The sequence below is a fragment of the Streptomyces sp. cmx-4-9 genome (assembly GCF_046548835.1).
Lineage (GTDB): Bacteria > Actinomycetota > Actinomycetes > Streptomycetales > Streptomycetaceae > Streptomyces.
In genome coordinates, this window is record NZ_JAEBEE010000005.1 from 21,285 (window position 1) to 34,186 (window position 12,902).

The following is a 12,902-nucleotide window of genomic DNA, read 5'->3' on the forward strand; positions in this document are numbered from 1 at the left end:
TCGCCTGACACGGCACGATGCGGGGCATGACCGAAAGCACGCAGAACAGCACCCGTAACAGCGCCGCCGACCAGTTCCTTGCCGCGCGGGACTTCCTGCTGGAGCGCCGGGGGGACTACGAGGGCGCGTACACCGGATTCACCTGGCCGCGGCCGCACCGCTTCAACTGGGCCCTGGACTGGTTCGACCGCATCGCCACCGGCAACAGCGCCGACGCCCTGCGGATCGTCGAAGAGGACGGCACCAGCCGCAGCGTGTCCTTCGGCGAGCTGGCCGTACGGTCCGACGCGGCCGCGAACTGGCTGCGCGGCCAGGGAGTCGCGGCGGGCGACCGGGTCCTGGTCATGCTGGGGAACCAGCGCGAGCTGTGGGAGGTCATGCTCGCCGCGATGAAGCTGCGCGCCGTCGTCATCCCCGCCACCCCGCTGCTCGGCGCGGCCGACCTGCGCGACCGGATCGAACGCGGCCGCGTCCGCCATGTCGTCGTGCGCGCCGAGGACGCGGCCAAGTTCGACGAGGTCCCCGGCGGCTACACCCGCATCGCCGCCGGCGAGCACGTCCCGTCGGGCTGGCTGCGGCTGGAGGACATGTACGCGGCCGACCCCGCGTTCACCCCCGACGGCGAAACCCTCGCCACCGACCCGCTGATGCTGTACTTCACCTCCGGTACCACCGCCCGCCCCAAGCTCGTCGAGCACACGCACGCCTCGTACCCCATCGGGCACCTCTCCACCATGTACTGGCTCGGTCTGCGGCCCGGCGACGTCCACCTCAACATCGCCTCTCCCGGCTGGGCCAAGCACGCCTGGTCCAACCTCTTCGCCCCGTGGAACGCGGGCGCGACCGTCTTCGTCCACAACTACGCCCGGTTCGACGCCGAGCGGCTGATGGCCGAGATGGACCGGCACGGCGTGACCACCTTCTGCGCCCCGCCCACCGTGTGGCGGATGCTGATCCAGTCGGACCTCACCAAGCTCGCCACGCCGCCGCGGGAAGCCGTGGCCGCCGGGGAGCCGCTGAACCCCGAGGTGATCGAGAAGGTGCGCGAGGCCTGGGGCATCACCATCCGCGACGGGTTCGGGCAGACCGAGACCACCCTCCAGGTGGGCAACTTCCCGGGTGCCCCGGTCAAGCCCGGCTCGATGGGCCGCCCGGCACCCGGCTACACGATCGTGCTGGTCGACCCGGTGAGCGGCAAGGAGTCCGCGGAGGAGGGCGAGCTGTGCGTCGACCTGCGCACCGGTCCCGCCGGGGTGATGACGGGCTACCGCGACGATCCGGAGCGCACCGCGGAGGCCATGGCGGACGGGATCTACCGGACCGGGGACATCGCCTCGCGGGACGCCGACGGGTACCTCACCTACATCGGGCGGGCCGACGACGTCTTCAAGGCCTCCGACTACAAGATCAGCCCGTTCGAGCTGGAGAGCGCCCTGCTGGAGCACGAGGCGGTCGCCGAGGCGGCCGTCGTACCGGCCCCGGACGCGCTGCGGCTGGCCGTCCCGAAGGCGTACGTGACGCTCGCCGCGGGCTGGGAGCCCGGGCCGGAGACGGCCCGGGTGCTGTTCGCGCACTCCCGCGCCGTGCTGTCCCCGTACAAGAGGATCCGCCGCATCGAGTTCGGGGAGCTCCCGAAGACCGTGTCGGGCAAGATCCGCCGGGTGGAGCTGCGGGACCTCACCGCGGCCGGCTCGACGGCGGAGTACGAGGAGTCCGACCTGGGCTAGGGCGCGCCTGCCGCCGGGAGCTCGTACGCAGGTGTACGCGAACCCGTACGGATGCGGACCCGTACGCACGCGTACGCGTGCGTACGCGGCTCCCGCACGGCAGCCGGCCCCGGGCCCGGCCTGGCCGGGCCCGGGCGGGCAGGCGGCCGGCCCTACGCGGGCAGGTTCGCCTCGATGGCCGCGATGACCTCGGGGGACTCGGGCTCGGTGCGCGGCCGGAAGCGGGCCACGACCTCGCCGGCGGGGGAGATGAGGAACTTCTCGAAGTTCCACTGGATGTCCCCGGCCTCGCCCTCGGCGTCCGGGGTCTTCACCAGTTCCTGGTACAGGGGGTGCCGGTGCTCACCGTTGACCTCGGCCTTCTCCAGGATCGGGAAGGTGACGCCGAAACCGGCCGAGCAGAAGGTCTGGATGTCGTCGGCGTTACCGGGCTCCTGGCCGCCGAACTGGTTGCAGGGCACGCCGATCACGGTGAAGCCCTTGGCCTCGTACGCGAACTGCAGGCGGGCCAGGCCCGAGTACTGCGGGGTGAGCCCGCACTGCGAGGCGGTGTTCACGACCAGGATCGCCTTGCCCTTGTGGGCCGCGAGGCTGGTGGGCTCGTCGGACAGGGTGGTCAGGGGGATGTCGTAGAGGCTCATCGGGCTCTCCTCGGCAGGCGGGGGCTCCACACAGGGCGGCTGAACCCCCGAGCCTAGGCCCCCGCGCCGACCAACTCGTCCGCCGGGTCGTTGACCGGCAGCGGCATGCCGGTGAGGTCCATCACGAACAGCGGTATCCCCAGGTCGTCCGCGCGGGTGCGGGCGTCCTCGGTGTATCCGGCGAGGGAGAAGTAGACGCTGGTCGCGGAGGCCGTCAGCCCGTTCAGCCAGACGCACTCCACCGCCCGCAGCCCGGCGGGCGAGGTGGTCGGGTCCACCTGGGCGACCAGGCCCGGAGCCCGCAGGTCCACCACCGCGGAGGGGATCGGCCGGGCGTCGGGCTGCCGGACGTCCCGGAAGCCCAGCCAGCGCAGGTAGAGGGCGGCCGTGGCCACCGCGTCCCGGGCCGTACGGATGGTCACCGGGCGAAAGGGCGGCCGCGCAGGAGCGGCCCCCGCGCCCTCGGCCTCCGCGCCCCCGGCGGGGCGGCCGGAACCGGAACCGGATGCGGCCGGTCCCGTCCCGGACCCGGTCGGCCGGCGTCCCGGCCGGTCGGCGAGTGGCCGCTGCCGGGCCGTCGGCGGGCGGGAGCCCGCCGGGGAGGTGCCGGTAGCCGCCTCGCCTGCGGGCTCCGCGTGCCGCTGCGCCTCCGCGCCCGCGCCCGCGCCGGTGGCCGTTCCCGCTCCCGTCACCGCCGCTCCCGCTCCCGCTGCCGGAGCGGCCGGTTCCAAGGGGTGGACCGGCAGCCGCACCACCGTCCCGCAGGAGGGGCACCCCACCTCCGGATGCGGCCACTCGCTCTCCCGGCCGCAACTCGTGCACCGCACCGCGACCCAGGCGTCCGACCAGGTCCGGTGGGTCAGCGGTTCCGGTGGCGCCGTCAGGTCGAGCGGCGGGACGACCGGGCTGCCGCAGGCACAGGGGAAGACCGGGGAGGTGTAGCTGTTCTCGCGCCTGCACCCCGGGCAGCGCACCGGTACCGCTTCCGCCATGAGACCCGGATCCCTTCGTCGCCGTGCATGCGTCGCCGTGCACGAGTCGCCGTGCATGCGTCGCCGTGCGTGGATCCATGCTCCCCCACCGGCCGCGGCTGGTGGGAGCGAGTCCTCGTATTGCGCCGGATTCCGGCCGGGGTCCGGCCGATTCGTGCAACTGACGGGGCAAGGCGCGGCTTTTGGTGGGTTCCGGGGTGTGGAAGCGCCTTGACGTGCGCGGAACCGCCGCTTAGCTTGTTCCGTATAGCAGAACAAAACTTCCGGATTACGGAAAAGCCTGACCGTCGGACCCGCAGGAGAACTCGATGCCCCGTATGACAGCCGCCGCCGCTGCAGTGGAGATCCTCAAGCTCGAGGGCGTTTCGCAAGCCTTCGGCGTGCCCGGCGCAGCGATCAACCCGTTCTACCGCGAGCTCAAGAACGTGGGCGGCATCAACCACACGCTGGCCCGCCACGTCGAGGGTGCCTCGCACATGGCCGAGGGCTACACGCGTGCCAAGGCGGGCAACATCGGTGTCTGCATCGGTACGTCCGGCCCCGCCGGCACCGACATGATCACCGGCCTGTACTCGGCGATCGCCGACTCGATCCCGATCCTGTGCATCACCGGTCAGGCTCCGGTCTCGAAGCTCCACAAGGAGGACTTCCAGGCCGTCGACATCGCCTCGATCGCTAAGCCGGTCACCAAGAAGGCCACCACCGTCCTGGAGGCCGCCCAGGTCCCCGGCGTGTTCCAGGAGGCCTTCCACCTGATGCGCTCGGGCCGTCCGGGCCCGGTCCTGATCGACCTCCCGATCGACGTCCAGCTGACGGAGATCGAGTTCGACCCGGAGACCTACGCGCCGCTGCCGGTCTACAAGCCGCGCGCCACCCGCGCCCAGGCCGAGAAGGCCCTGCGCTTCCTGCTGGAGTCCGAGCGTCCGCTGATCGTCGCCGGTGGCGGCATCATCAACGCCGACGCCGCCGCCGAACTCGTCGAGTTCGCCGAGCTCACCGGCGTCCCGGTCATCTCCACCCTCATGGGCTGGGGCGTCATCCCCGACGACCACGAGCTGAGCGCGGGCATGGTCGGCGTCCAGACCTCGCACCGCTACGGCAACGCGACCTTCCTGGAGTCGGACTTCGTCCTCGGCATCGGCAACCGCTGGGCCAACCGCCACACCGGCTACAACCTCGACGCGTACATCGGCGACCGCAAGTTCGTCCACGTCGACATCGAACCCACCCAGATCGGCAAGATCTTCGCCCCGGACTTCGGCTTCGCCTCCGACGCCAAGGCCGCCCTGGAACTCTTCATCGAGATCGCCACGGAGCTCAAGGCCGAGGGCAAGCTGCCGGACTTCTCCGCCTGGGCCGCCTCGGGCCAGGAGCGCAAGGCCACCCTGCAGCGCCGCACGCACTTCGACAACATCCCGATGAAGCCGCAGCGCGTGTACGAGGAGATGAACAAGGCCTTCGGCCCGGAGACGCGCTACGTCACCACCATCGGCCTCTCCCAGATCGCCGGCGCGCAGATGCTGCACGTCTTCAAGCCGCGCAACTGGATCAACTGCGGCCAGGCCGGCCCCCTCGGCTGGACCATCCCGGCCGCGATCGGCGCCGCCACCGCGGACCCGGAGACCCCGATCGTCGCGCTCTCGGGCGACTACGACTTCCAGTTCATGATCGAGGAGCTCGCGGTCGCCGCGCAGCACAAGGTCCCCTACGTCCACGTCCTCGTGAACAACGCCTACCTGGGCCTGATCCGTCAGGCGCAGGGCGGCCTGGGCATCAACTTCGAGGTCAACCTCGAGTTCGAGAACATCAACACCCCCGAGCTGGGCGTCTACGGCGTCGACCACGTCAAGGTGGCCGAGGGCCTGGGCGTCAAGGCGATCCGCGTCACCGACCCGAACGAGCTGGCTGCGGCGTTCGAGCAGGCCAAGAAGCTGGCCCAGGAGTTCCAGGTCCCGGTCGTCGTCGAGGCGATCCTGGAGCGCATCACCAACATCTCGATGAGCAAGACGGTCGACATGAGCGACGTCACCGAGTTCGAGGAGCTGGCCACCGAGCCCGGCCACGCCCCCACCGCGATCAAGGCCCTCCAGGTCTGATCACCGCGTGACCGGATGACCGGTCCGGTACGCAGTGCACGGCGGCCCCCGTCCCTCCACACGGAGGGGCGGGGGCCGGTCTGCATGTCCGAGGGCCGCCGCCGGGCGGGCCGGACTCCCTCGCGCCGGGGCGGCCGGCGGGCCGCCCACGGGGCGGTGGACCCGGACGCCGCTGACCCGTCCCACCCCGGCCGGCAGACCCGGCGCCTTCCCCCCGCCCCCGCCTACGCGGTCCTGGCCGGGACGGAGAAGCCGCGGGAAGGGACGGGAGGCGGGACGGGGGCCGCTGGCTGGCCCTGCGCGTCGAGTCCCTGCGGGTCGAGCGGCGGCGGGTCGAGGCCCTGCGCATCGAGGCCCTGCGGGTCGAGCGGCGGCGGGTCGAGGCCCTGCGCATCGAGGCCCTGCGCGTCGAGGGCCGGCGGGCCGAGGGGCGGCGGGTCGAGCCGTTTCGCCGCCCACGGGCCGGGCTTCAGCAGCTCTCCGCCGCCGGTACGGCCTCTCCACCTGCCGAGGCCGGTCCGAGGCCGCCGGTACGGCTTCGCCGTCCGCCTAGGCCGGTCCGAGCAGGGCGGGTCGCTCCCCGACGACTACCGACGCCTCCGCGGTGACGGCGCTCCTGTGGGACTCCGCCGACGCCGGCGCACTGTCCCCGCCGCCGGCGGCCCCTGCGCGGGGGCCTACGTCCGCATCCGCCCCCCGTACCGGGCCGGCAGGCCGATCGGCGGGGCACGTTCCGGGGCCGGAAACGGCAAAGCGCCGAGTCACGGGACCGTCCGTGACTCGGCGCTCTGGTTGGTGACCGCCCGACGGGGCGAGGCTGGCGCGACAGGACGTTCGCACCGCCGGGCGGAGTAGGAGGCTCCTCAACTCCGTACAGGGGGCTCTGTGCGTGGCCCCCTGTACGGAAGAAAGGAGTGGCTGGGACCGTGGCGGTCGGCGACGAGAACTCCGGCGTCGTCTCCCTCAGGTCAAGAGACGGGCCTCGGAACCCATGACCACCGCACTGGCTCGCACGCCCGCCACGGTCCTCGTCCTGCCCTCACCGCGTACCACCCCTCATCCGGGTCCGCGGTTCGGGCTCAGCACCCGGGGCCCGACCTCCCGTCAGGCCCCCGGTACAGCTGTCGGCTCAGGCGTCGCGCAGGGCGCGGACGGCCTCCTCGACGCGCTTGCCGTAGTCGGCGTCCGCGGCGTGGAAGTGAGCCAGGTTCTTCTCGATGACGTCCTCCAGGGTGACCTGCGACAGGCCGCCGGCGATGTTCGCCACCAGACGCTGCTTCTCGGCCTCCGACATCAGCCGGAAGAGCTCACCGGCCTGGAAGAAGTCGTCGTCCTTGGTGTGGGCCGGGGCCTCGTGGGTGCCCGTGTAGCCGGAGACGGCCTTCGGGGCGCCGAGCGCGAGACCGGTCTCGACCGGACCCTGGTACGAGTTGGGCTCGTAGTTCTTGTCGTGGCGCGAGCCGTTGCGCAGCGCCATGACGCCGTCGCGGCCGTAGTTCTCGGCCTTCGTCGCCTTCGGGGCGTTGACCGGCAGCAGGGTGTGGTTCACACCGAGGCGGTAGCGCTGGGCGTCGGCGTACGCGAAGAGGCGGCCCTGGAGCATCTTGTCCGGCGAGGCGGTGATGCCCGGGACGAAGTTGTTCGGGGAGAAGGCGGACTGCTCGACCTCGGCGAAGACGTTGTCCGGGTTGCGGTCGAGGACCAGGCGGCCCACGCGCTGCAGCGGGTAGTCCGCGTGCGGCCACACCTTGGTGAGGTCGAAGGGGTTGAAGCGGTAGTCCGCGGCCTCGGCGGCGGGCATGATCTGGACGTAGAGGGTCCAGCTCGGGTTCACGCCGCGCTCGATGGCCTGGAGCAGGTCCGTCTGGTGCGAGTTGCCGTCGCTGCCGACGACCTCGGCGGCCTGCTCGGAGGACAGGCAGCGGATGCCCTGGTTCGTCTTGAAGTGGTACTTGACGAAGAAGGCCTCGCCCTGGGCGTTGGTCCACTGGTACGTGTGGGAGCCGTAGCCGTTCATGTGGCGGTACGACGCCGGGATGCCGCGGTCGCCCATCAGCCAGGTGATCTGGTGCGTGGCCTCGGGGGCGTGCGCCCAGAAGTCCCAGACGTTGTCCGGCTCCTGCTTGCCCGTGAAGGGGTCGCGCTTCTGGGAGTGGATGAAGTCGGGGAACTTGATCGGGTCCTTGATGAAGAACACCGGGGTGTTGTTGCCGACGAGGTCGTAGTTGCCCTCTTCGGTGTAGAACTTCAGCGCGAAGCCGCGGGGGTCGCGGACCGCGTCCGCGCCGCCGAGGGAGTCGGCGACGGTGGAGAACCGCAGGAAGGTCTCGGTCTTCTTGCCGACCGTGTTCAGGAACGCGGCGCTGGTGTACGCGGTGACGTCGTCGGTCACCTCGAAGTAGCCGTAGGCGGCCGAACCGCGGGCGTGCACCACGCGCTCCGGGATGCGCTCGCGGTTGAAGCGGGCAAGCTTTTCGAGGAGCTGCTGGTCCTGGACCAGGAGCGGGCCACCGACGCCGGCGGTGGCGGAGTTCTGATTGTCGGCGACCGGGGCGCCGGACTCGGTCGTCAGCGTGCGCTTCGACATGGTGACCTTCCGTACGGATAACTGCTGACGGAAGACGTCTTCCGTCATGCGGAACAGCCTAATTTCGGCGTGAACGCGACGTCAACAGTTTGTTGAACAAAGATGGGAGAGAGGTGATCCGGACGGCGCCGGTACTTGGGCGCGACAGGACAGGTGTCAGCACCGGCGCCATCCGGAAACTCAGGTCCCCTTGCGGGGAGGCCCGGGCCGAGGGGGCCCGGGAGGGGGGTCAGACCTGGTCGCCGGAGAGGCGCTCGACCGCGCGCAGCAGCGCGGAGTGGTCCAGGCCGCCGTCACCCTGGGCGCGCAGCGAGGCCACCAGCTGGGCGACGACCGCGCCGACCGGGAGGGCCGCACCGACGTTGCGGGCGGCGTCGGTGACGATGCCCATGTCCTTGTGGTGCAGGTCGATCCGGAAGCCGGGCTTGAAGTCGCGGTTCAGGAAGTTGTCCTTCTTGCGGGTCAGGACCGTGGAGCCGGCCAGACCGCCGTTGAGGACGTCCAGGGCGGCCTGGAGGTTCACGCCCGACTTCTCCAGGAAGACGACGGCCTCGGCGCACGCCTGGATGTTGACCGCGACGATGAGCTGGTTGGCGGCCTTCACCGTCTGGCCGGAGCCGTGCGGGCCGCAGAGCACGATGGTCTTGCCGAGGGCCTCAAGGACCGGGAGGGCCTCGTCGAAGTCGGCCTGCTCGCCACCCACCATGATCGACAGGACGGCCTCGATGGCGCCGGCCTCGCCGCCGGACACCGGGGCGTCGATGACGCGGATGCCCTTCTCGGCGGCGTTCTTCGCGAGGTCGATCGAGGTCTGCGGGGTGATCGACGACATGTCGATGACCAGGGCGCCGGACTTCGCGTTCTCCAGGATGCCGTTCTCACCGTAGGAGATGGCCTCGACCTGCGGGGAGGCGGGCACCATGGTGATGACGACGTCGGCGTCCTTGACGGCCTCGGCGATCGAGCCGGCCGCAGTGCCGCCGGCGGCGGCGAGGCGCTCCAGCTTGTCCTGCTCCAGGGTGAAACCGGTGACCTGGTAGCCGGCCTTCAGGAGGTTCTCGGCCATGGGGGAGCCCATGATTCCGAGGCCGATCCAGGCAATCTTGGGGAGGTTGCTCATGATGAGGGTCCTTCTCTTAATGCTTTGTACGAAAAGTTGGCGACGTGCCTGGCGGATCGCCTGGACTTGGTCCGCCTAACGGGCGGCGCGGGCCTCGGCCGGCAGCCATGCGAAGGACGCGGCGGCGTCGGCCGCCTTGTACTCCAGGCCTACCCAGCCTTCGTATCCGGCCTTCTTCAGCTGGTCGAGCAGCGCCTCGAGGGGCAGCTCACCGGTGCCGGGGGCACCGCGGCCGGGCTTGTCCGCGATCTGGACGTGTCCGGTCTTGGCGGCGTACTTTTCGATGACCTCGGAGAGGTCCTCATCGTTCATCGCCAGGTGGTACAGGTCGAGGAGGAACTTGGCGTTGCCGAGGCCGGTGGCCTCGTTCACCTTGTCCACCACCTCGATGCCGGCCGGGGCGCTCACCAGCGGGTAGAGCGGCGACTCGGGCTTGTTGAGGGTCTCGATCAGGAGGATCGCGCCGACGCGGTCGGCGGCGCGGGCCGCCACGACCAGGTTCTCCAGCGCGAGTTCGTCCTGGACGGCCGGGTCGACGCCGTCGACGCGGTTGCCGTAGAGGGCGTTCAGCGCCTTGCAGCCCACCGAGGCCGCGAAGTCCGCGGCCACGTTGATGTTGGCGTTGAAGCGCTCCGACTCCTCACCGGGGACCGAGACCGCACCGCGGTCCGGACCCGGCAACCGGCCGGCGTAGAAGTTCAGGCCCACCAGCTGGGTGCCGGCGTCCTCGAGAGCCTTCTTGAGGGCGTCGAGCTCGGCCTGGGCGGGGGTGGGGGTCTCGATCCAGGGCCACCACAGCTCGACCGCCGTGAAGCCGGCCGCGGCGGCAGCCGCGGGACGCTCCAGGAGCGGGAGTTCCGTGAAGAGGATCGAAAGGTTTACATCGAAGCGCTGGTCCGTGTATCCCATGAGGGGTGTGCGCTCCTTCCGTATTGCGGAAGTTAGTTTCTGCTTGATGGAAGACTGCATGGGCCTGCGCGCGGATGTCAAGTGCGGACTCCCGAAAAATCCTGACCGCGGGGTAGCTTGGCCCGCGTGCGATTGAGAGTGGAGTTCACGACCGAGCCCTTCGATCTCGAAGAGGCCCCTGCCCATGCCGTGGCCGCTCGGGAGGTCATCCAGAAGGCCCGGCTGGACGCGGTGGACGTCGGCCCGTTCGGCAACACCGCCGAAGGCGAGTCCGACCCCGTGCTGTCCGCCGTGGCCGCGCTGCTGCGCGACTCCCTGGAGGCCGGGGCGACCCGGGTCTCGCTCCAGGTCAACGTGATCGCGGAGGAGACGCCGTGACCGAGCCCCGCGACCACCCGTTCGTCACCGCGGTCAAGCCGTTGGTGGACGCCATGGGCGGGGAGCTCATGGACCCCTCCCTCGCGCAGCCCGACGACGTCGTGCTCAGCTGGGAGGGCCAGGAGGTGATCGCCGTGCGCCTGCCCCAGCTCTCCGACTCGCTGGACCACATCCTCGCCGCGCTGGAGCGCCGGCACGGCGTACCGTTGGCCCAGCTCGACCGGAAGTCGAAGCAGGACGTCGTGCGGATACTGGAGGCGCGCGGCGCCTTCTCCGTCCGGCACGGCGTGGAAACGGTCGCGGGCGCCCTGGGCGTAAGCCGCTTCACCGTCTACAACTACTTGAACAGGGAAAACCCGAACAAGAGCAGCCAAGAGTAAACGCTCTTTCACCCACCGTAACGAGCCGCCGCCCAATTCATCCGGGCGGCGGCTTTTGTGTACGGGAAGTTTCAACAAAGTGTTGACGCGGTGTTGTCGAGGGCGTTAGCTATGCGCAGCCCGTCAAAGCAACAACAGGCCACGGAGGCCTACCGTGACTTCGAGTCCGACCCCGGGTCTCACCCGGTTCAACGCCTTGGACGACAGCGCGGCCGCGGCCGACCTGCACGAGGTGTGCGCCAGCTCGGCATGGGGGAGCAAGCTGCTCGCCCAGCGCCCCTACGCCACCGTCGAGTCCCTGTTCGCCGCGAACGAGTCCGCCATGGCGGAGCTCACCGCGGAGGACCTGGGCGAGGCCATGGCAGGCCACGCGCCGATCGGCCGGCCGAAGCCGGGAGACCCGACCTCCGCCCGCGAGCAGCGCGGCATGGCCGGCGCCTCGGAGGAGCTCAAGAGCGAACTCCTCGAACTGAACCTGGCGTACCAGGAGAAGTTCGGCCACGTCTTCCTCATCTGCGCCACCGGTGCGACCGGTGAGTTCATGCGGGACGCGGTCAAGGTCCGGATCGACAACTCGCCGGAGCAGGAGCGGGAAATCGCCCGCGGCGAGCTCGTCAAGATCAACAAGATCCGACTGACCCGCCTCGTCGAACCCGTTGAACTCGTTGAACTCGTTGAAGGAGAGTGAGACCGAGATGAGCACCGAGACCACCGCGTCGGTGTCCACGCACATCCTGGACACCAGCATCGGCAAGCCCGCGGAGGGCGTCGCCATCTCCCTCTCGGCCCGCACGGGCCTGGACGGGCAGTGGGCGCCCCTGGGCGGCTCCGCCACCGACGCGGACGGGCGCTGCAAGGACCTGCCGGCCCTGCCGGAGGGCACCACCCACGTGCGTCTCGACTTCGAGACCGAGACGTACTTCTTTAGTAAGCACCGTTCCAAGAAGCAAGCCGAGGCGCAGCAGGACGCCCCCCGCGTAAGGGACAGCGGTGCGTTTTTCCCGGAAGTGACGATCACGTTCGCGGTCACTCCCGGCGAGCACTACCACGTACCGCTGCTGCTCAACCCGTTCGGCTACTCCGTTTACCGAGGGAGCTAGCATGGCCACGATTCTGGGCCAGAACCAGTACGGCAAGGCAGAGAACCGCGTCGTCAAGATCACGCGGGACGGCGACACCCACCACATCAAGGACCTGAACGTCTCGGTCGCCCTCTCCGGCGACATGGACGACGTCCACTACTCCGGCTCGAACGCCAACGTCCTGCCGACGGACACCACCAAGAACACGGTGTACGCCTTCGCCAAGGAGCACGGCATCGAGTCCGCCGAGCAGTTCGGCATCCACCTGGCGCGCTGGTTCGTGGGCAGCCAGGAGCCGATCCAGAAGGCGCGCATCCGGATCGAGGAGTACGCCTGGTCCCGGATCGCCACCTCGGACGCCAACTCCAAGTTCATCGGCTCCGACGAGGTGAACCACTCCTTCGTCCGCGAGGGCATGGAGACCCGCGTCACCCAGATCACGTACGACGGCACGAACTGGGAGGTCATCTCCGGCCTCAAGGACCTCGTCGTCATGAACTCCACGAACTCCGAGTTCTGGGGTTACGTGAAGGACAAGTACACGACGCTGAAGGAGGCCTACGACCGCATCCTGGCCACCCAGGTGTCGGCTCGCTGGCGCTTCAACTGGTCCGACGACGAGCAGCGGATGCCCAACTGGGAGAAGTCCTACGCCGAGGTCCGCAAGCACATGCTGCAGGCCTTCGCCGAGACCTACTCCCTCTCGCTGCAGCAGACCCTGTACCAGATGGGCTCGCGCATCATCAACCACCGTTCGGAGATCGACGAGGTCCGCTTCTCGCTCCCGAACAAGCACCACTTCCTCGTGGACCTTGAGCCCTTCGGCCTCAAGAACGACAACGAGGTGTACTTCGCCGCGGACCGCCCCTACGGTCTGATCGAGGCCACGGTCCTGCGGGACGGCGTAGACGCCCGTATCCCCGTGGACATGACCAACCTCTGATGCGGCACGCGCGTCCCGGGGCTCCGCAGTGGCCCCGGGACGGCGCG

General features: G+C 69.9%; 12 protein-coding genes. 7 read left to right on the forward strand and 5 right to left on the reverse strand.

Annotation, left to right across the window (positions count from 1 at the left end; all coding sequences use genetic code 11):
* Nucleotides 1-26: 26 nt before the first annotated feature.
* Nucleotides 27-1,727, forward strand: a complete 1,701-nt coding sequence (locus tag ACLJTM_RS16495) for an AMP-binding protein (RefSeq protein WP_411104348.1) — start codon at nucleotides 27-29, stop codon at nucleotides 1,725-1,727.
* 152 nt (nucleotides 1,728-1,879) lie between these two features.
* On the opposite strand, the gene ACLJTM_RS16500 is transcribed toward ACLJTM_RS16495, so the two are convergent.
* Nucleotides 1,880-2,368, reverse strand: a complete 489-nt coding sequence (locus ACLJTM_RS16500; RefSeq protein WP_411104349.1) for a glutathione peroxidase — start codon at nucleotides 2,366-2,368, stop codon at nucleotides 1,880-1,882.
* A gap of 53 nt (nucleotides 2,369-2,421) precedes the next feature.
* Nucleotides 2,422-3,360, reverse strand: a complete 939-nt coding sequence (locus ACLJTM_RS16505; RefSeq protein ID WP_411104350.1) for a hypothetical protein — start codon at nucleotides 3,358-3,360, stop codon at nucleotides 2,422-2,424.
* Nucleotides 3,361-3,668: 308 nt separating this feature from the next.
* Here ACLJTM_RS16505 and gcl point away from each other — a divergent pair, with 308 nt between their 5' ends.
* Complete coding sequence (gene gcl, locus ACLJTM_RS16510) at nucleotides 3,669-5,456, forward strand: glyoxylate carboligase (protein WP_411104351.1); 1,788 nt, start codon at nucleotides 3,669-3,671, stop codon at nucleotides 5,454-5,456.
* A 1,129-nt stretch (nucleotides 5,457-6,585) separates the two neighbouring features.
* Here gcl and ACLJTM_RS16515 read toward each other — a convergent pair.
* From ACLJTM_RS16515 to ACLJTM_RS16525, 3 genes are all read right to left on the reverse strand, one after another.
* Nucleotides 6,586-8,043, reverse strand: coding sequence for a catalase (locus ACLJTM_RS16515; protein ID WP_411104766.1), 1,458 nt, complete (start codon nucleotides 8,041-8,043; stop codon nucleotides 6,586-6,588).
* A gap of 229 nt (nucleotides 8,044-8,272) precedes the next feature.
* A complete protein-coding gene (locus ACLJTM_RS16520; protein ID WP_411104352.1) occupies nucleotides 8,273-9,163 on the reverse strand; it encodes a 2-hydroxy-3-oxopropionate reductase in 891 nt (296 codons plus the stop codon).
* A gap of 75 nt (nucleotides 9,164-9,238) precedes the next feature.
* Nucleotides 9,239-10,072 (reverse strand): TIM barrel protein, encoded by an 834-nt coding sequence (locus ACLJTM_RS16525; RefSeq protein WP_411104353.1) that lies wholly within the window; start codon nucleotides 10,070-10,072, stop codon nucleotides 9,239-9,241.
* Between the two features lie 126 nt (nucleotides 10,073-10,198).
* On the opposite strand from ACLJTM_RS16525, the gene ACLJTM_RS16530 reads away from it, so the two are divergent.
* From ACLJTM_RS16530 to pucL, 5 genes are all read left to right on the forward strand, one after another.
* Nucleotides 10,199-10,450, forward strand: a complete 252-nt coding sequence (locus tag ACLJTM_RS16530) for a hypothetical protein (RefSeq protein WP_411104354.1) — start codon at nucleotides 10,199-10,201, stop codon at nucleotides 10,448-10,450.
* Nucleotides 10,447-10,830, forward strand: coding sequence for a helix-turn-helix domain-containing protein (locus ACLJTM_RS16535; protein WP_411104355.1), 384 nt, complete (start codon nucleotides 10,447-10,449; stop codon nucleotides 10,828-10,830). The genes ACLJTM_RS16530 and ACLJTM_RS16535 overlap by 4 nt, the downstream gene beginning before the upstream one ends.
* A gap of 154 nt (nucleotides 10,831-10,984) precedes the next feature.
* The gene (uraD, locus tag ACLJTM_RS16540; protein ID WP_411104356.1) at nucleotides 10,985-11,518 is read left to right on the forward strand and encodes a 2-oxo-4-hydroxy-4-carboxy-5-ureidoimidazoline decarboxylase; all 534 of its coding nucleotides are present in this window, start codon (nucleotides 10,985-10,987) and stop codon (nucleotides 11,516-11,518) included.
* Between the two features lie 7 nt (nucleotides 11,519-11,525).
* Nucleotides 11,526-11,930, forward strand: coding sequence for a hydroxyisourate hydrolase (gene uraH, locus ACLJTM_RS16545; RefSeq protein WP_411104357.1), 405 nt, complete (start codon nucleotides 11,526-11,528; stop codon nucleotides 11,928-11,930).
* Nucleotide 11,931: 1 nt separating this feature from the next.
* Entirely contained in the window at nucleotides 11,932-12,855 is a 924-nt protein-coding gene (gene pucL, locus ACLJTM_RS16550; protein WP_411104358.1) for a factor-independent urate hydroxylase, read from the forward strand.
* Nucleotides 12,856-12,902 lie beyond the last annotated feature (47 nt).